We start from the raw sequence: 18,266 nt of genomic DNA on the forward strand, positions 1-18,266 counted from the left end.
TTCGCGCGTCTCACTATCGACAGCGTGCGTTAGGCACCCGGCGTTCAAGATGGAGGTCCAGACGTGACGGGCAACACCACCCCGGCGGTGACGCGTCGGTTCGGCATCGGACTGATGGCGCTGGCGCTCGCGGCCACTGCCTGTACGTCCGGTGGCGCCGAGACCCAGAGCAGCGAGGACACCGCCGTCGACGCCGAGCCCGCGGCGCTGTCGATCACCCCCGAGGACGGCGGCGCCGACGTCGCCCCGAACTCCCCCATCCGCGTGACCGCCGAGGGCGGTGTCATCACCGACGTCCAGGTCGAGCAGAACGTCGTCAGCGAGGCGTCCCTCACCGGCACCGGAGAGGGCGAGACCGACCTCCTGCCCATGACCGGAACCCTCAACGAGGACGAGACCGAATGGGTCAGCGACTGGAACATCCGTCCCGGCTCCGAGGTCGTCGTCACCGCCACCGCGGCGAACGCGGCCGGTGAGGAGACCGAGCTCTCCCACACCTTCACCACCCTCGACGCCACCCCCGGGCAGCGACTGGAGGTGGACCCCTACACCACCTATCCGAAGGCCGGGGCCACCGTCGGGGTGGGGATGCCGGTGGTGATCGGCTTCGACCTGCCCGTCACCAACAAGGAGCAGGTGGAGAGTTCGATGGAGGTGATCGCGGACCAGGAGATCGCGGGCGCCTGGAACTGGGTGTCGGACCGGCTGGCCGTCTTCCGCCCCGAGGAGTACTGGGAGCCGTACCAGAACGTCACCGTCGACCTCCACCTGGCGGGCGTCGAGGCGTCCGAGGGCGTCTACGGTGTGCGCGACTACCAGATCGACTTCGAGATCGGCCGTGAGCTGATCATGACGATGCACGTGCCCGACCACGAGATGGTCGTCAACATCGACGGCGAGGAGGACCGGGTCATCCCGGTCAGCAACGGCGACGCCTCCAGGCACATCTACACCACCACCTCCGGCACCCATGTGCTGATGGAGCGCTACGAGCAGCTGACCATGGACTCGACGACGGTCGGCATCCCCGCCGACTCCCCGGAGTCCTACAAGGTCGACGTGCAGTACGCCGTCCGCACCTCCAACAGCGGCGAGTTCCTCCACGAAGCCTCCTACAACGGCAACATCGGCATCGCCAACACCTCCCACGGCTGCACGAACCTGCGGCTGGAGGACGCCCGGTGGGTCTTCGAGAACACGCTCATGGGCGACGTCCTGGAGACCACCGGCACCGACCGCGAGCTGGAGTGGAACAACGGCTGGGGCTACTACCAGATGTCCTGGGACGAGTGGCTGGGCGCCAGCCTGACCGGTGAGCAGACCACCGACGGCTCCGGGACCTCCGGTTCCCCCCACGGTGAGGGCCGGTAACCGGAACCCTCCACCGAGAGGCGCCGACGGGGGCGCCGGGAACCCGAGGCGGACTCCCGGCGCCCCTCGTCGTTCCGGAGTCCCACGGGCGGCTACACGACCGGACGGCGACGAGGGAGCGGGTCGACGGGCGCGGGTCGCGCGGACCGCAGTCGGGCCAGCGCCTCCTCCGTCGGCGAGCCGGGAACGGGGCAGTAGGTGATCAGGCGCTGGTCGGTGTCGGGGATGAGCAGCACCTGGCAGTCGAACTCCAGCCGTCCCGCCTCCGCGTGGTGCACGGTCTTGCGGTGTCCGCGCCGTTCCCGCACGTCCCGGGCCGCCCACATGCGCGCGAACCGCGGTGAGACCCCCAGGAGCGTGGTCACCATGCCGGTGATCCCCGGGTCTCCCGGGTACCGGGCGTAGGCGGCGCGCAGGTCGGCGACGGAGGAGCGCGCGAAGTCCTCGACGTCCGGATCCTCCCAGCGCGGGTCGTCCTCTGGGCCGTGGAACATCCACTCGATGACGTTGTGCCGCGAACCGTCCGCCCGCTCGGGCGCGCCGCCGAGGAAGTGCGCCGCCATCTCGTTCCAGGCGAGGACGTCGTACCTGGCGTCCAGCACGTAGGCGGGCGTGGTCGTCAGGCCGGCGATCAGGTGGCGCACGCCCTCGGGTACCTCCCGGTCCGGAGCCCGGGTCTCCGGCTGCGGTGCCCCGGCCACCCGGAACAGGTAGGCGCGCTCGTCCGCGTCCAGCATGAGGGCGCGGGCGAGCGCCTTCAGCACCTGCGGTGAGGGGTTGGGGCCGCGCGCCTGTTCGAGGCGGATGTAGTACTCGACCGACACCCCGGCGAGCTGGGCGACCTCCTGTCGTCGCAGGCCGGGGGTGCGTCTGCGCCCGGTGTCCGGCAACCCCGCGTCACGGGGGCCGATGCGGGCGCGTCTGGTGCGCAGGAACGCGGCGAGTTCGCGACGGTCCGCCACGGCGTGCCTCCTCGGGGGTCGGGACACCAGGGTGCCCCATGCCGGGCCGCCGTGGGTGGTACGACCGGTACCACCATCACCGGGTCCCTTCCGGCCGCCGCCCACGGGCTCGACGATGCATCCATGACCGACACACACGAGGCGAAGGTGGCCCTGGTGACCGGGGCGAACAAGGGGATCGGATTCCAGACCGCCCGGTTGCTCGGGCTGGAGGGGATGACGGTGCTGGTCGGCGCCAGGGACCCCGGACGCGGAGCCGCGGCCGAACGCGCGCTCCGGGACGAGGGCCTCGACGCCCGCGCGGTGCGGCTGGACGTCACCGACGGGCGGAGCGTCGCGGCCGTGGCCGCGTGGGTGGAGAAGACCCACGGGCGGTTGGACGTCCTGGTGAACAACGCCGGGATCGCCGAGGGGTGGGGGGCGTTCGGTGACACCGACCTGGCGGCGGTGCGCCGCATGCTGGAGGTGAACGTGGTCGCGGTCATCGGGGTCACCGACGCGTTCCTCCCGCTGCTGCGCGCGTCGGCCGCCGCGCGGGTGGTGAACGTGTCCAGCGAGGTCGGATCGATCGCCACGATGGCCGACCCCGACGGCCCCTTCCGCGACCTGCCGGTCACGCCCGGCTACCCGGTGTCCAAGTCCGCGGTGAACATGGTGACCGCGCTGTACGCCAGGGCGCTCCGGGACACCCCGATCAAGGTCAACGCGGCCAACCCCGGGTACTGCGCCACCGACCTCAACGGCCATGGCGGCCACCGTACCGCCGAGCAGGGGGCGCGCGTGAGCCTGCGCCTGGCGACCCTGCCGGAGGACGGGCCCTCCGGCGTGCTGTGGGGCCATCTGGCGGCGGAGCCGGATCAGGAGTGCCACGGAGTCCTGCCCTGGTAGGGACGGGCCCCGCTCACCGGGCGGCCCGCCCCCTCGTGCGGGGTTCGCCCCTCACCAGGAGCGCACTCCGCCGATGGGTGCGGGCATCCGCTCGTTGAGCCAGGTCCAGGTGCCGTCGTTCTCGGTGAAGCGGCGCTGGACGCGGTCGATCTCGGTGAGCGGGTTGGTGAACACCTGGCGCCAGGCGCCGGCCGCGCGCTCCTCCAGGTAGAGGCAGTGCGCGTCGGTGCGCATGCGCACCGCCTGGAGGGTGTGGGAGGAGCCGTCGTTGAGGTGGATGCGGTAATAGGCCATGGGAGTCCCCCGGATCTGGTCGCGTCAATGTGAGGACGGCGTGTCCCGGAACGAACGCGGCGCGCCGTGCGCGCGTGGTGGACCAGTTTCCCGGGGCGCGTGACCGCGTCGTCGACCGATGGCCACGAGAATCGCTGAAGGGTGGCGGCGGGAATGCCGAGACCCGGAGTGCTCCGGGGAACGGGCGCGGGTGCCGGGGCACCGTACTGTCCGTGTTTTCGGACTCTACTCCTGTGGTGTGGCGGACGGAGCCAAACGGAGGGTTTACCGCAGGCGAATTCTCCCCCGCACAGGTGCGGAGGGAAAGAAACGGACACCGGATCACCTATGTGAAATAGTGGTTGTCCCCCGCATTCTTCCGTGGTGTGCCGGTATTCGCGGTCAGGCGCGGACTCCGCCGTCCCCGAACCGTCCGTTCGCCCGCTCGGAGGCGGGGGTGAACGGACGGGACCGGTGAGGCGTCCCACCCGTGTGATCGATTTCCTCCCGTGGGACGCGACCGACGCCGTACCGCGGGGTGGAGGCCCCCAAACCCGAGGACTTCCATGACCCGCCCGCCCCTCCCGCCCCGTGTGCCGCCCGGTCTGACGCCGCTCCATCCGACCGACCCCCGGGCGATCCCGCCGTTCACCGTCCACGGCCGACTCGGCGCGGGCGGTATGGGCGTGGTCCTGGCGGCGACCGACCTCCAGGGGGCCTGGGTGGCGATCAAGGTCGTGCGGGCCGAGTACGCGAACGATCCCGAGTTCCGGGCCCGCTTCGCCAGCGAGATCGAACTGATGCGCCGGGTCCGGGCCCGCTGCATCGCCCCCGTCCTGGCCCACGACACGGGTGCGCCCCAGCCCTGGTATGCCACCGCCTACCTGCCCGGTCCCACGCTGGGCGACCGCGTCCGCCGGGGCGGTGCGCTGCCGCTGCCCCGGGCCCGGGTGCTCGCGGCGGGTATGGCCGAGGCCGTCGCCGCCATCCACGCGTCCGGGGTCCTGCACCGCGATCTCAAGCCGTCCAACGTCATCCTCGCCCCCGACGGCCCCAAGGTGCTCGACTTCGGGATCGCCCGGGCGGTCGACGAGACCGGCCTGACCCGGACCGGTGGCCTGGTGGGCTCCCCGGCGTGGCTGAGCCCGGAGCGCTACCGGGGCGTCAGCGGGCCCGAGGCCGACGTGTTCGCGTGGGGGGCGATGGTCGCCTTCGCCGCCACCGGGCGACCGCCGTTCGGCAACGGCGGGGCGGAGACGCTCATGTACCGCATCCTCAGCGAGGAACCGGACCTGGACGGGCTGCCCGAGGAGCTCGCGGGACCGGTGGTCCAGGCCCTGGACAAGGACCCCGGTCGCAGACCGCCGGCGGCGGAGCTCGTGCACCGCGTCGCCGGTCCGCTCCCGGACGGCCCCGGGAACGACGACACGACCATCGTCGACGGGCTCATCCGCGACCACTGGGAACCGGACACCGGGGACGCGGAGGCGGCGTCCGGGGCGACCGTGCCGACCCCCGCGCCGCCGCCGTTCGAGGCGCCCGCCCCGCCGTCGCCGCCCTTCCCGGCCGCGACGCCGCGGCGTCTCCCGCACGCGGCGGCCTCCTCACCGGTGCCGCCCCCGGCCCAGCTTCCGGTCCCGACGTCTCCACCGGTCGGCGGCGGGGCGCGGCCCCGCCGCCGGAGGCTCCCCGTGCTCCTGGGCGCCGGCGCCCTGTCGCTCACGGTTCTCGGCGCGTTCGGGCTGTACGCCGCCGAGCGCCTCGCCGCCGACGGCGCGGGACGGGACCGGGAACCCGCCGACGGGACGCCGGCGGCCGTCGAGCCCGCCGCCCCGAACACCCTGTCCGGGGAGTTGCGGGGCTCCGGTTCCTCCTTCGCCGCCGCCGCTGTCCAGACGTGGGCGGTCGAGTACATGCGGGAGCGGCAGCCGGGCGTCACGGTCTCGTACGACACCGTGGGCTCGGGCGCCGGAGCGGAGGCGTTCGTCGCGGGCGAGACCGACTTCGGTGTCGCGGACTTCGGCCTCACCGACAGCCAGCGCCGGGAGGCCGAGGACGCCCGTGGCTGCCCGGTCGCGCAGTTTCCCCTGGTGACCGGTGCCGTGGCCGTCATCACCGCGACCCCAGCGGTGGGTGACATGACGCTGAACGCCCGCCAGCTCGAGGTGATCTACACGGGGGAGGCGACCAACTACCGGGATCTGCCCGCCTACCACGACGACCCGGAGACGATCGACTACGAGGTCCCCGACCTGGAGGTCCGGCCGGTCCGCCACCTCGACGCGGCCTCCACCGCGAGAGTCTTCAGCGAGTACCTGGCCGTGAACGGCGCGAGGTGGCGGGAACGCCACGGCGAGGCAGGGCGGGGCACCGACTGGGGATCGGCCTCGGTCGCCGCCCAGGGCGACGCGGGCGTGGCTCAGACGATCCGGGAGTACGAGGGCGGCATCGGCTTCGTCAACGCCGTCCACCTGTCCGAGGCCGATCTGCTGGACGTGGCGGTCCACAACGCGGAGGGCGTCCCGGCCCGTCCCACCCCCGAGGGCACGCGCGCGGCGACCGAGCAGCTGCGGCTGGACTCCGACGGAACCGCCTCGCTGCCCCGGGCGGTGGGCGACGCGTACCCGATCATGCGGATCAGCCACGTGTTCGCCTTCGAGTGCGACGACGGGGACGGGAGCGGCGCCGCGCTGCGGGACCTGTGGACCTACGCCCTCTCCGAGGAGGGCTCGAAGGTCGTCGAGGAGGCGGGTTACACCCCGCTCGGTCCTTCGATCGGCGGTCGGGTCGGGGAGATCGTCGCCCGCGTCGGCGGGGGCTGACCCCGGCGCCTGGGGGAGGGGTCAATCCCCCTCACCGGAGGCCAACCGTGCCCGGGCCTCCATGAGCGCGAAGCCCAGGAGGTTGAGTCCGCGCCAGTGCTCGGGCCGCTCGGCGTTCTCGTTCCGGGCGCTCAGCCCGATCCCCCACACCCGGTCCCGGGGGCTGGCCTCCACCAGGACCCGGTCGCCGGTGCCGAGCAGGAACGACCGCAGGTCGGGATTCTGCCCGAACTTGGCGACGTTGCCGTCCACCACGATCCCGAACCGCGCCTCCTCCCAGGTCGCCTGGTCGAAGCCCCGGACCTGCCGCCCGAGCTTCTTGGCCTCCCCGGGGTGTCCGGCCGCGACGATCCGCTCGGCCGTCTCCGCGTCGTCGAACAGCCGGGCCTTGCCCGCCATCATGTAGTGCTCGGCCGTGGCGTAGGCGGTCCCGTCGACGGTGAAGTCGGCGGGCCACCACTGCGACAGGCAGCTCGCCGAGACCCCGCCCGACGCAGGCGGCCGGTGGCCCCAGAAGTGCACGTACTTCGGACGGCCCGTCGCCGCGGTCAACTCACTCACCGATCGCGCGTCGGCCGGGTTCCAGGTGTCCGTCATGTCCCGCATCGTCCCAGAGGGGTCCGACATCCGGACACCGGTTTTCCGGTTCGCCGACGGTTCCACCCGTGGCGGACGCCCCGGCGCGGGTGGAACCGGTTTCCGGGCCGGGGCGGTCGACCGCGTAGTAGCGTTGCGTGGTGCCTCGGAGGTCGGAGGTCAGCGGCGTGCCGTGGGTCCCGGCGCCGACGGCGCCGGGAGCGGGGTCGACGTGTCGCGGGGGAGCGGTGGCCGGAACGAGATGGCTCGACGAGGGCGAGCAGCGGACCTGGCGGACCTTCCTGATGGCCGTCCACCTGCTGGACGGCGCCCTGGACCGCCAGCTCAGAAGGGACTCCGGGCTGCCCCACGCCTACTATCAGGCGCTCGCGATGCTCTCCGAGGCCCCGGACCGCTCGCTGACGATGACGGAGCTGGCCAGGATCCTGCGCTCCTCGGCGAGTCGGCTCTCCCACGCCGTGGCCCGCCTTGAGAAGGAAGGGCTCGTCCGCCGGTCCAAGCGCCCGGGGGACCGGCGGACGACGGTCGTCTCGCTCACCCCCGAGGGGATGGAGGTGCTGCGGGAGGCGGCGCCGGGGCACGTGGAGGAGGTGCGCAGGGTGCTCTTCGACACGCTCTCGCCCGCCCAGGTCGCCCAGCTGGAGGAGATCTCGGAGGCGATGCTCGGCGCCCTCGACCCCGAGGGGGCCGAGCCCCGCTACCCGCGTTCCTAGAGGGAACCGGCGGGCGGGGCGGGGCGGTCGCGTCCCGCCACCGCCTCCGAACAGGGTGGACGTCGGCTTGGGCTGCCCGGATTTCGTCACCTTACGTGGTCGAATGGGAACGAAGGTGCATGTAGTTTCTTGGGAAAAGGTTGTAGTCTCAAGTGACCGCTTCGGGGCGCCTTCCCCCGGAGCGCCCGCTCACGAAAGCAGGAACCCCATGAACGAGCAGTCCTCATCGCTGAGAGTCGGCGACTTCACAAGCCTCCTGGCCAGGCTCGTCGTCGGCGGCGTGTTCATCTACCACGGTTGGCCCAAGCTGGCCGACCCCGGCGCCACCGCGGAGTTCTTCGGGATGGTCGGCGTCCCCATGCCCCAGGTCGCCGCGGTCGTCGGCGGTCTCGTCGAGGTCGGCGGCGGGGCGGCGCTGATCCTCGGGTTCGCGCTGCCCGTCGTCGGGATCCTGCTGGCCCTGGAGATGGTCGGCGCCTACGTCTTCGCCCACGCCGGTCAGGCCTTCTCCGAGTTCGAGCTGGTCGTGGTGCTCGGCGCCGCCGCGCTCGCGCTCGGGTTCTCCGGTGGCCGCTTCGCCCTGGACCGGATCCTGCCGTGGAGTCGCCGCCGCCGTCAGGAGTAGCCGCCGGGGCGTGACGGAGCCCTCTGGAAGTCGGAGACGCGGCAGTCCCCGACCCTCCAGGGGGCTCCGTCGTCGTGTGCGGGGGGCGCACGCTCCGGACGCCCTTGGTGACCAGGGGTGACACCCTCGTCGCCGACTTTGCGGACCCCCGTTCGGAAACGGTCGGCCCGGGGCACTTCTCTACTCAATTCACCATTCAGGCCCGGTGCTATAAGGATTTGTGTATTGTGGTGTTTTCGGGTCGGTGGGTAGAATCATCAGGAATCCACGTCGACAGTGGGGGGAAACGATCTCCGCCCCCGTTTCCCTTCCCCCCGTGCCGAACGGGAGCCTGCTTGTCCCACCTGGCCGAATACCCGCCGTACCAGAATTCCGCCGACTGGCAGCTGCGTGTCACCGATCGGAGCGGTTCCGCCCTCCACGGGGCGGCGGCACTGGTGACCCCCCACCACCTGGTCACGTGCGCCCACGTCGTCCGAGCCGCCGTCGGCGAGGCGGGCCCCGGCAGCCGCGTGAGCGTGGACGCGCCACGGGGCGCCGAAGGGTGGACCGCCACGGCCGAGGTCCTCCCGGGCGGGTGGTGGTGGCGCGACGGCAGCCCCTGGGACGCGGCCGTTCTGCGGCTGGACCGCCCCGCCCCGGCCCGCCCCGCCGTCCTCGCCGGCCCACCGCGGGTCGGCGACCGCGTCCGCGTCGTCGGCTTCGCCCAGTCGCCCTCCGGGCGGTGGGTCACCGGGAGCGTCGCCGGTTCGGGCGGCAGCCACCCCGAGTACGTCCAGATCGACACCGACCCCGGGGCCGGAGCCGTCTTCACCCGGGGTTTCAGCGGTGGCGGTGTCCGAGAGGAGGAGACGGACGCCCTTGTGGGCATCGTGTGTGAGGCGGCCACCGAAGGCAGGCTGGGCTGGATGATTCCCATGACGGAGATCCGCCCGGTGTGGGAGTCGGACCGGGCGGTTCCGACACCCCCCTCCCCGCCCCGGCTGCGGCCCGCCGCGGAGCCCCCGACCGAGGGGGCCGTGCGGCGGGCGGTCGTCGCGACCGGCCTCGCCATGTCCGACCTGGACACCCTCACCTCCCCCGACCAGCGCAGATCCTTCCACCAGGGGCTCGACCGGCGCCTGCGGACGCGGGTGCGCCTCGACCAGGACCCGCGCACCTTCGCCGCGTCACTCGTCCATCTGGCCCACCGCGAGTTCGACCTCCTCGCCGAGGTACTGGACCAGTTGGACGCGTGGGAGGAGGGGAGCGCCTCCATGCGGCGCGTCCGCGACGCCGCGGCTCCGCTGCTGGAGTGGGGCTCCGGGTGAACGCGCGGGACGTCGAGAACCTGGCCCTCGCGCTGTGCGACGTCGAACACGTCTACTCCCAGGAGCACCGGGAGCAGCTCATGCGGTACCTGCCCAGGGCCGTCCGCCGGGGCGTGGACGCCTCCGGGGCGCCCTCCGTCTTCGCCCGCCGCCTCGTCCTGTTCTGCCGGGAGCGCGAGTGCGTCGGCTGTCTGGTGCGCTGGGTCCTGCACCTGGAGGACCGCGGCCGGAGCGCGCGGGCGGCGGCGGAGGCGGCCCGCCCCCTTCTCGACGAGGAGGAGTACACCCTGCTCGCCCAGCACGTCGAGGTCCGCGACGCCCGGGACGTGGGCGCCGTGCGGGACGCGCTGACCCCCGTCCTCTTCGACAAGGTCGAGGCGGTCTTCGAGCGCGTCCGGCCGGCCACCTTCCGGGTCGACACCCCCGAACCCGTCACGGCCTGGGACGCCCTGATGGACCTCGCCGAGCGCCCCGCCCCGCCGGACGGGGCGCCGCCGGTGCTCCTGTTCTGCGCGGAGGTCGCCCGCCACCTGAGGACGATCGACACGGGCCTGCTGGAGGAGTGGGGCCGGGGGCTGCGCCCTCCGGAGCCGCCCGGGGCTCCGCCCGCGCCGGAACGCCCGGCCCGCCTGGTCGTCCGCGTCGGACAGGGCACGCGGCGGGACCGCTACGAGGTGGAGTACTGGACCGTCCTCAGCCAGCGCCGGGGCGAGGAACCGGACTTCTGCGACCACGACGTGTACCCCGACGTCGATCCGGCCTCGATCGGGGAGCGGGTCGGCGGGCTGCTCAGCCGGATGGAGGCCGACCCCCGGACGGCGCACCACGGCGGCAGGCGGGTCGAGCTGGTCGCTCCCCTGATCCTGCTCGACCGCCTCCGGGCCGAGACCTGGCAGCGCACCCGCTCCGGCGGTGTCCCCCTGGGCGCCCGCGCGGAGGTGGTGTACCGCGCGGAGGAGCTGCTCCCGGACCGGGCGGGCCGTGACGCGTGGGGCACGTGTGTCAACAGATGGCGTCAGTTGGAATCGAGCGGAGAGGCGCTCGCGCTCGACGAGTTCCACGATCCGGGAACGGACGACGATCCCCTTCCGGAACGGCTCCGGGACGACCGGGTGATCGTTCTGTCCGTTCCCTCCCGACTGGGTCGTTGGTATACACAGGTCTGGTCGGCGATTACGCTTGGAGTTCCGGTTGTGGTCTGGCGATCCGCGGAATTCGGCCCGGGAATCGGATCATGGCTGAACCCGGTTCGCGTGGGACGGGAGGTGACGGTGACCTCGGAGGAAATCCGCGCGCTCCCCGAAGTTCTCCACAGCTCCCGGTCCGGACGCGTGTCACCGAGTGAGAGCGGGTACATCGAGGGCAGTCTCGAGATCGCCGTCATCTACCACGATCCCCTTCCGGTACTGCCGGAACCCCCTCCGCAGATGTCCACCGACAGCATCCGATAGCCCCCTGGGCGCGGTTCGAAGGGCATGCCATGACCACACCCCCCGGAACAGGGCCAGCCGACTCCGCGCGGACGGTGCCGGAGTGGTGGATCTTCCATGGCACCGGTCAGCCCCGCCGCCACCTCGACCTGGCGGCCCAACTGCCGCCGCCCCCGCCGTGGCGCGTCTACGGGGGCGCGCCCGACCCCGGCGCCCCGCCGCCGGACGACCCGCCCCCGGAGGAGGACTCCTCCCGGGTGCTCGGCCGGGGCCGGTCTCCGGCGGTCCCGCTGGGCGCCCGCCGCCGCCGTCTGCTCGACAGGGTCAACGCCGCGATCCTGCTGCGGCGACCGCTCCTGCTCGTCGGCCCGCCGGGGGTGGGCAAGTCGAGCCTGGCGCACCAGATCTCCCGCGAACTCGGGTTGGGCCGGGTGCTGCGCTGGGCGGTCAACAGCAGGTCCACCGCCACCGAGGGGCTCTACTCCTACGACCCCCTCACCCAGATCCACGACCTCAACGTGGAGGGCGCCCGCCGCCGCGCCCTCGGGACGGCGGACCGCCGCTACGGCGCGGGGGCCGACGGCGACCCGTTCGAGGCCCACCTGCGCAGCAGCGCCGAGTCCATCGGCCGCTACCTCACCCTCGGCCCCCTGGGCACCGCCTTCCTCCCCGCCGCGCTGCCGCGCGTGCTGCTGGTGGACGACTTCGACCTCGGCGACTTCGACCTGGCGGGCGACCTCCTCGACCTCTTCGAGAACGGGGGGTACCGCGTTCCCGAGCTCGCCAGGCTGGCCGGGGCCGCCGAGTCGATCGAGGTGGGCACCGACGACCCCGGCCGGACCGTCCGCGTCACACGCGGCGAGGTCCTGTGCTCGGCCTTCCCGATCACCGTCGTGACCTGCAACAGCGACCGCGACCTCCCGCCCGCCTTCCTGCGCCGCTGCGTCCCGGTGTACATGGAGTTGCCGGACGAGGAGGAGCTGGTGTCGATGGTCGCCGGACACTTCAACGGCGCCACGCCGCCGGGGACACGCGCCCTGGTCACCGAGTTCCTGCGCCGGACCGCGGACGGCCACCGGCTCTCCGTCGACCAGCTGCTCAACGCCGTCCACATGCTCGGGACGGTGGACGGGGCGGGCACGGCGCCCGGCCCCGAGCACGTGGAGCACTTCTCCGAACTGCTGTGGCACCGGCTCACGGAAACCCCGGGATGAGCGCCCGCGCGGAACACGGCGGCGGCCCCAGGCGATCTGGCGACCGCTCCGACCCGTGGGCCGAGGCGCTCGGCGCCAGCGCGACGGACCTGGCGGACGCGGTCTACCTCGCCGCGCTGCGCCGGACACGGGCCGACACCCGACGCGGCGGTCCGCCCCGGGAGGACGGGCCGGAGCAGGACCCGCCCCGGTCCGCGCACGGCACGGACCCGGCGCGGACGGCCCCGCCCGGAGCGGACCCCGAGGCCCCCGACCCCCCCGAGACGGAGGAGAACACCGGTTCTTCCGCGCCCCGGGTGTCCACAAGCCCGGTGTCCCAGGGGTCCGGAACCCCGCCGCAACCGCCCCCCGGGACGCCGGTCGACACCGTCCACCTCCCCGGGGGCACCGGGCGGGACGGGCCGTACGACCCGACGCCGCTGGTCGAGGCGGGCGAGGCCGTGCTGGGGGAACGGCAGGAACTCCTCGCCGCCCTCAGACCCTTCAACCTCAAACTGCCGCAGGGGCGGCGCGACCGCCTGGACGTGGAGGGCACCGCGCGCAACTACGCCCGCGCCCTGCTGGACACCCTGCACCGGCCCGAGGACGACCGGGAACGGCACGCGGTCCCGATCGTCCCCGAGCTGCGCGCGCGGTCGCTGCGGGCGGTCGACCTGGTCCTGCTCGTGGACGACGGCGTCACCATGCTGTTCCAGCGCGGGGTGGCGGCGGCCTTCTCCCGGTTGGCCCGAGGCGGCGGCGTCTTCCGGTCGGTGCGGGAGCTGCGCTTCGACTCCGGCCACGGCGGGGAGCCCGTCCTCAGGGACACCGGGGGCGCCCCCGGACGGCTCCCGCCACCGCCGAGGACGGGTACGCGGATCGTCCTGGTGCTCACCGACGGACTCGGCGGAGCCTGGCGGGACCGCGTGTTCCAGGGGTGGCTCGCCGGGGCCGCCGCGACCGGGGCCGTCGCGGTCCTGCACCTGCTGCGCCCCCAGCTGTGGCGGCGTGGGGCGCTGCGCACGGTTCCCGTGGAGCTGAGCGTGTCCGGACGCACCGAACCCGCCCCGCCCAACACCGCCTACGTGCGCGAACGGACGATCCCCCGCGACGGTGAGGAGGACCCGCCGCCGTCCGGGACGGTCGTCCCCGTACTTCCGCTCCGCCCGGACGCCGTCCACGCCTGGGCGTCCTTCGTGATGGGACGCGACCGCGGCCGCCTGTGGGTCCACTCGGCGGAGTTCCCGGAGACGGCCGACCGGGAGGACGCCGGGACCGACGCCGGTCCCGACGACGGCTCCGACGGTGGACGCGGGTTCGACGCGGTCCGCGCCGTGCGCCGGTTCCACCAGACGGCCACCCGCGACGCCTTCGAACTCGCCGTCGCCCTGGCCGCGGTGCCGCTCGTCCCGCGCGTGGTGGGCGCGGTGTGCGAGGACGTCTTCGGCGGCCCCACGCCGTCGGAGCTGACGGAGGTCTTCTTCAGCGGGCTCCTCACCCGGGACCCGGGGCCGGACGGGGGCGGGGAGCGCTGGGAGTTCCGCGAGGGCGTACGGGAGGCGCTGCTGTCGCTGGGCGGCCGGGTCCCCGACATCCGCCGGATGCTGGCCCTGGCCGCCGACAGCCTCGACCAGGTGGACCCGTGGTTCGGCGATCTCGGCCGGATGCTCCAGGGGCGGCGCGTGGCGGAGCCGCGGACCGTCCAGGCGCCCCGGCGGTGGGTGAATTCGATGAAACCCGCGATGGAGAGCATCTCCCTTCACCGCGATTACGCGGGTTCGGGCGGCATGTACGCCGACGCCCTTCCCGATCCCGGGAAAGCGCGTTTGGAAAACCCCTCGGAGGTCGCCGTTTCCGAGGCTCCTGGTCTACAATCACCGCAGGGTCCCGGATCTACGCACGCGACCAAGAACAGCACAGGGAAAACGCGGAACCCTGCACACAGTTCCGCCCCATCGGGCGACAAAAACGGTATGTCCATAATCCCGTCGAGTGGGGGAATGATGAACGATTCTGTCGACCCACCCACCGGTGGACGCTCGCGGGGTCGGCCGTTGAACGCGGTCTGGGTGCAGGTCCCTCGGAGGAACACCGCCTTCACCGGGCGCGAGGAACTGCTGTCCGCGCTGAGGTCACAGCTGGTCAAGGACCAGCGGCAGGTCATCACCGCGCTCAACGGCATGTCGGGGGTCGGCAAGACCGAGCTCGCCAAGGAGTACCTGTACCGGTACGCCGAGGAGTACGACCTCATCTGCTGGTTCCTGGCGAGCCACGGCAACCAGCTGCGCGACGCCTTCGCCTCGCTGGCGGCCAGGTTCGGCCTCGACAGTGTCGGCGCGGGCAGCGAGCACGTCATCCAGGACGTCCTGGAGGCGCTGCGGCGGGGTGTGCCCTTCGGACGCTGGTTGCTGATCTTCGACAACGCGCAGTCCCGGGAGGAGCTGGAGCAGTACCTTCCTGTCGGGGGCGAGGGGCACGTGATCATCACTTCACGGGACAGCAGCTGGACGCGCAGGGGCGGCGACACCTTCCTGTCCGTGCGGGAGTTCACCCGCGCGGAGAGCATCGAGCTGCTCAGGCGCCGCGGTCCGACCTCGCTGACCGAGGACGAGGCCGACCGCCTGGCCGAGGAACTCGGCGACCTCCCCCTGGCCCTGAACCAGGCGGCGGTGTGGCTGCACGAGAGCGGGATGGACACCGAGGAGTACCTGCGGCAGTTCGCCGACAAGTCCACCGAGATGATCCAGCTGCTGTCCCCGGTGGACCCCGACTACCCGGTCCCGGTCGCCGCCGCGTGGAACGTCTCGCTCGATCGGCTCGCGACCACCAACCCGGCCGCGCTCCAGCTCCTCCAGCTCTGCTCGTTCCTGGCCACCGCGCCCATCCCGCGCTCACTGTTCAACTTCGCGCGGCAGATCGACGCGCCACCCGAACTCCGCCAGGCGTTGGAGGAGCCCGCGCGGTTGGGGATGGCCATCCGCGACATCGGGCGCAACAGCCTCGCGCACATCTCGCACCGCAACAACACCATCTCGCTGCACCGTCTGGTCCAGCGCGCGGTCCAGGCTCCCATGAGCGACGAGGAACGCGAGACGATGCGCCACTGCGCCCACCAGCTCCTGGGCCGCAACGACCCCCAGGACGACTCCGTCGCCGCCCACCAGCGGTACGCGCGGCTGGTGCCGCACGTGTGGGCGTCGGAGGCGTGGAACTGCGAGGACCCGTGGGTGCGCAACCTCGTCATCCAGCTCGTCCGCAACGCGGTCCCCGCCGGTGAGATCGTCGAGGCCGGACGGCTGGCCAGGACGGCCCACGAGTGGTGGCGCCGGACCCTGGGCGAGGAGCACCGCAACACCCTGCACATGGCGCTCCAGATCTCCAAGGTCATGCGCGAGGAGGGCAAGCTGGTGGAGGCGCACGAACTGTGCGAGTCCACCCTGCGCACCCTGCGCGAGCGGCACGGCGAACAGTCCCCCGAGGCGCTGGAGGCCGAGCGCGAGCACGTGCGCAACCTGCGGACCGTGGGCCGGTTCACCGACTCCCTCCAGGAGACGGCCGACATCTACCAGGGCCGGGTGCGCATGTTCAGCGAGGACGACCCGCTGACCCTGGAGATGGCGCACAACCTGGGCTACAGCCTCCTGCTCAGCGGCGACCCCAGGGCGTCGGTCGACCGCTACCGCGACGTCCTGGACCGGACGGAGGCGGTCCTGGGGCCGGACCATCCGAACATGATCGGCACCTCCAACGGGTACGCCGAGGCGATGATGGAACTGGGCCACTACCGCGAGGCGGAGCGGATCCAGACCGAGGTCGTGCAGCGGTGCGCCGCGGTCTTCGGCCCCGACGACGCCGGGACGCTGTCCAACGAGTCGGTGCTGGCCGTGATGCGGCGGCGGATCGGCGACCACGCCGGCGCCTTCGCCCTGTCGGAGCGCACCTGGCAGCGGTTCCTGGCCAAGCTGGGGGTGGACAGCAGCGACACCCTGTACGCGGCGCTCATCCACACCCTGTGCCTGAACGCCGTGAACCGGTACGACGAGGCGCTGGAGCTGGCCGAGGTGTCCGGCGAGCGCTACGTCAAGCTCCTGGGCGAGGAGCACCCGCACGTCGTGGCGGCCACGGTCAACCGGGGCGTCATCCTGCGCCGCCTGGGCCGGGCCGCTGAGGCCCGGGACATGGACGAGCGGGCCCAGACCCTGCTGCACGAGCGGCTCGGCGCGCACCACCCGAGCACGCTGGCGTGCCGGGTCGACGTCGCCAACGACCACTTCCTCACCGGGAACATCGCGGGGGCGCGCGAGCGCGACGAGATGACGGTCGCGGACTGCCGGGTGGAGCTGGGCGACCGCCACCCGCTGACGCTGGTGGCCCGCCGTAACCTCCTGGTGGACCGCAGGACGCAGGGTGAGGACGTGGCGGAGGAGTTCGACGCGCTGGAGGCCGCCTACCGGGACGTCATGGGCGCGGACCACCCGGCGACGCTGAGCATCCGGCAGACGGTGCGGGGTGACGCCGACATCTTCCTGACGCAGATGTGACCGGGCGGTGCGGGCCGTCCGCACCGCCGTTCATACACCGTGGGCCAACCGGGCCAGGACGGCCCACTGCTCCGGGGGGAAGACGAGCACGGCCAGGTCCCTGTGGGTGGAGTCGCGTACAGCGACGCGGCCGGCGTCCCACAGCGCCGCCTCGACACAGGTGCTCGTCCCGTTCTGGCTGAAGCTGGAGACGCGCCACGTGCCCGGTTCCCGTCCGAGCCCTCTCACGTGTCCCTCCGAGGACGCCGTCTTCCCTGGTCTTTTCTATGCACGAGGCGGCCTCGATTCTCCCAGTTCCATCATCGGTCGCTCCTGTTTCCCGCGCAGTCCGGAAAGTTCGGTCGCTCGCTTTGTTTTCTGATAACGTTCGGACTCACTTGTACATGCCCACTCAGCTACCGATCATGTGGTCGCTGTGGCTGCTCCCCCCGAGAGGTGCATTAAGTGTCGCGACTCGTGCGTTTCAGCGTGGACGGCGGTGACCCCGTCGTCGTGGAGGTCGACGACGGCCGCGACGACAGTGTGCTGGTCAGCGGGGGTAGGGAGATCGAGGACGCCACCCAGACGTTCACGGAGAAACTCTCCGCCGTACGCAAAGCCGTTTCGGTGACACTCGACGAACTGGGAAACTCCCTGAAGCCGGACGTCATCAAAGTGACCTTCGGAGTGAAACTCACCGCGGAGGCGGGAGCGGTCATCGCCAAGTCGTCCGTGGAGGGAAATCTGCACGTCCAGATGCAGTGGGGCCACGAACGCCCCGAGGAAGAGCAGCAACAGGACTGAGACGTCCGCGTCGCGGCCGGATCGTCGGCCGACGACGCCTCGACACCCCGACGGCCGACGTCAGCCGGTCGGCCTGCTCATGGTGACGCGCCACAGCCTGCGCGGCAGCTCGCCCTCGCTGAACTCGTGCACCTCGTCGAGATCCCAACCCTCGGCGAGCTGGCCCACCAGCTCACGGCCGAAGAAGTGCACGGCGAACCCGCCGTGTTCGTAGATGTCGTCGCCGTGGGAGGTCCCGGCGCCGTAGTGCGCGTCGCCCGTGTGGCGCACGGTGTACACGAACGCGCCGCCCGGTCGCAGCACCCGCCGGACCTCCCCGACCAGGGCCCGGATCTGTTCCGTCGACAGCGCCATGCACAGCAGCATGTGCGCGAAGACCCCGTCCACCGACGCGTCGTCCCACGGCAGCGGTTCGCGCGCGTCGTGCGGGTGGGGCGTGACCCGGTCGGCCAGGCCCCGTTTCTCCGCCGCCTCCGAGAGCTGTTCCAGCCCGGTGGCGCTGAAGTCCGTCGCGTGTACCGTCAAGCCCTGGTCCGCCAGCCACAGCGCGTCCCGGCCGTGCCCGGCGCCCAGCTCCAGCACCGTCCGCGCGTCCCTCTCGGCCCACACCCGCGCCGCGTGCCGGGCGGCCTCCGAGGGCTCCGCCCCGTACATGTGCGGGTTCCGCGCATAGACGTTCCGCCAGTGTTCCCGCTGGTCAGCGCCGAGTCCCTCGCTCATGCCCGCCCTTTTCGATCGCGTCGTGTCCCCCACCTTCC

At 72.4% G+C, this 18,266-nt stretch carries 15 protein-coding genes; 10 read left to right on the forward strand and 5 right to left on the reverse strand.

Annotated elements, in window-relative coordinates; translation table 11 throughout:
- Nucleotides 1-63 precede the first annotated feature (63 nt).
- Entirely contained in the window at nt 64-1,371 is a 1,308-nt protein-coding gene (locus tag DVR05_RS02160) for an Ig-like domain-containing protein (protein ID WP_116244094.1), read from the forward strand.
- Nucleotides 1,372-1,463: 92 nt separating this feature from the next.
- Here DVR05_RS02160 and DVR05_RS02165 read toward each other — a convergent pair whose 3' ends face one another.
- Nucleotides 1,464-2,333, reverse strand: coding sequence for a helix-turn-helix domain-containing protein (locus DVR05_RS02165; RefSeq protein ID WP_116244095.1), 870 nt, complete (start codon nt 2,331-2,333; stop codon nt 1,464-1,466).
- Nucleotides 2,334-2,456: 123 nt separating this feature from the next.
- Here DVR05_RS02165 and DVR05_RS02170 point away from each other — a divergent pair, with 123 nt between their 5' ends.
- Entirely contained in the window at nt 2,457-3,221 is a 765-nt protein-coding gene (locus DVR05_RS02170; protein WP_116244096.1) for an SDR family oxidoreductase, read from the forward strand.
- A gap of 51 nt (nt 3,222-3,272) precedes the next feature.
- On the opposite strand, the gene DVR05_RS02175 is transcribed toward DVR05_RS02170, so the two are convergent.
- Nucleotides 3,273-3,515: a hypothetical protein gene (locus DVR05_RS02175; protein WP_116244097.1), complete on the reverse strand. Its 243-nt coding sequence runs from the start codon at nt 3,513-3,515 to the stop codon at nt 3,273-3,275.
- Between the two features lie 545 nt (nt 3,516-4,060).
- Here DVR05_RS02175 and DVR05_RS02180 point away from each other — a divergent pair.
- Nucleotides 4,061-6,316 carry a serine/threonine-protein kinase gene (locus tag DVR05_RS02180; protein ID WP_116244098.1) on the forward strand — a complete coding sequence of 752 codons (2,256 nt, stop codon included), beginning with the start codon at nt 4,061-4,063 and terminating at the stop codon, nt 6,314-6,316.
- 21 nt (nt 6,317-6,337) lie between these two features.
- Here the strand turns inward: DVR05_RS02180 and DVR05_RS02185 are convergent, their stop codons facing one another.
- Nucleotides 6,338-6,913, reverse strand: a complete 576-nt coding sequence (locus tag DVR05_RS02185) for an NADAR family protein (RefSeq protein WP_116244131.1) — start codon at nt 6,911-6,913, stop codon at nt 6,338-6,340.
- A gap of 227 nt (nt 6,914-7,140) precedes the next feature.
- On the opposite strand from DVR05_RS02185, the gene DVR05_RS02190 reads away from it, so the two are divergent.
- The 6 genes from DVR05_RS02190 to fxsT all read left to right on the forward strand — a co-directional run bounded on the left by DVR05_RS02190 (nt 7,141) and on the right by fxsT (nt 16,725).
- Nucleotides 7,141-7,626, forward strand: coding sequence for a MarR family winged helix-turn-helix transcriptional regulator (locus DVR05_RS02190; RefSeq protein WP_116244099.1), 486 nt, complete (start codon nt 7,141-7,143; stop codon nt 7,624-7,626).
- A 208-nt stretch (nt 7,627-7,834) separates the two neighbouring features.
- On the forward strand, nt 7,835-8,251 hold the full coding sequence (locus DVR05_RS02195; RefSeq protein ID WP_116244100.1) for a DoxX family protein: 417 nt from the start codon (nt 7,835-7,837) through the stop codon (nt 8,249-8,251).
- A 335-nt stretch (nt 8,252-8,586) separates the two neighbouring features.
- Nucleotides 8,587-9,561: a trypsin-like peptidase domain-containing protein gene (locus tag DVR05_RS02200; RefSeq protein WP_116244101.1), complete on the forward strand. Its 975-nt coding sequence runs from the start codon at nt 8,587-8,589 to the stop codon at nt 9,559-9,561.
- Nucleotides 9,558-11,012, forward strand: a complete 1,455-nt coding sequence (locus DVR05_RS02205; protein ID WP_232831936.1) for a hypothetical protein — start codon at nt 9,558-9,560, stop codon at nt 11,010-11,012. The genes DVR05_RS02200 and DVR05_RS02205 overlap by 4 nt, the downstream gene beginning before the upstream one ends.
- Before the next feature lie 29 nt (nt 11,013-11,041).
- Nucleotides 11,042-12,205, forward strand: a complete 1,164-nt coding sequence (locus DVR05_RS02210) for an AAA family ATPase (RefSeq protein ID WP_116244102.1) — start codon at nt 11,042-11,044, stop codon at nt 12,203-12,205.
- Nucleotides 12,202-16,725, forward strand: coding sequence for an FxSxx-COOH system tetratricopeptide repeat protein (gene fxsT, locus DVR05_RS02215; protein WP_232831937.1), 4,524 nt, complete (start codon nt 12,202-12,204; stop codon nt 16,723-16,725). The genes DVR05_RS02210 and fxsT overlap by 4 nt, the downstream gene beginning before the upstream one ends.
- 30 nt (nt 16,726-16,755) lie before the next feature.
- Here fxsT and DVR05_RS02220 read toward each other — a convergent pair whose 3' ends face one another.
- Nucleotides 16,756-16,953 carry a DUF397 domain-containing protein gene (locus DVR05_RS02220; RefSeq protein WP_116244103.1) on the reverse strand — a complete coding sequence of 66 codons (198 nt, stop codon included), beginning with the start codon at nt 16,951-16,953 and terminating at the stop codon, nt 16,756-16,758.
- Nucleotides 16,954-17,169: 216 nt separating this feature from the next.
- Between DVR05_RS02220 and DVR05_RS02225 the strand changes: the two genes are divergently transcribed.
- A complete protein-coding gene (locus tag DVR05_RS02225) occupies nt 17,170-17,508 on the forward strand; it encodes a CU044_2847 family protein (RefSeq protein ID WP_232831938.1) in 339 nt (112 codons plus the stop codon).
- 60 nt (nt 17,509-17,568) lie between these two features.
- Here the strand turns inward: DVR05_RS02225 and DVR05_RS02230 are convergent, their stop codons facing one another.
- Nucleotides 17,569-18,228: a class I SAM-dependent methyltransferase gene (locus DVR05_RS02230; protein ID WP_116244104.1), complete on the reverse strand. Its 660-nt coding sequence runs from the start codon at nt 18,226-18,228 to the stop codon at nt 17,569-17,571.
- Nucleotides 18,229-18,266 lie beyond the last annotated feature (38 nt).

It is taken from the genome of Nocardiopsis sp. FIRDI 009 (assembly GCF_003386285.1).
GTDB lineage: Bacteria > Actinomycetota > Actinomycetes > Streptosporangiales > Streptosporangiaceae > Nocardiopsis.

Coding starts and splice junctions, on each gene's coding strand:
- DVR05_RS02185 (WP_116244131.1), bottom strand. CDS start 6,913: ATGACGGACACCTGGAACCCGGCCGACGCGCGATCGGTGAGTGAGTTG.
- DVR05_RS02210 (WP_116244102.1), top strand. CDS start 11,042: ATGACCACACCCCCCGGAACAGGGCCAGCCGACTCCGCGCGGACGGTG.
- DVR05_RS02175 (WP_116244097.1), bottom strand. CDS start 3,515: ATGGCCTATTACCGCATCCACCTCAACGACGGCTCCTCCCACACCCTC.
- DVR05_RS02230 (WP_116244104.1), bottom strand. CDS start 18,228: ATGAGCGAGGGACTCGGCGCTGACCAGCGGGAACACTGGCGGAACGTC.
- DVR05_RS02170 (WP_116244096.1), top strand. CDS start 2,457: ATGACCGACACACACGAGGCGAAGGTGGCCCTGGTGACCGGGGCGAAC.
- fxsT (WP_232831937.1), top strand. CDS start 12,202: ATGAGCGCCCGCGCGGAACACGGCGGCGGCCCCAGGCGATCTGGCGAC.
- DVR05_RS02195 (WP_116244100.1), top strand. CDS start 7,835: ATGAACGAGCAGTCCTCATCGCTGAGAGTCGGCGACTTCACAAGCCTC.
- DVR05_RS02180 (WP_116244098.1), top strand. CDS start 4,061: ATGACCCGCCCGCCCCTCCCGCCCCGTGTGCCGCCCGGTCTGACGCCG.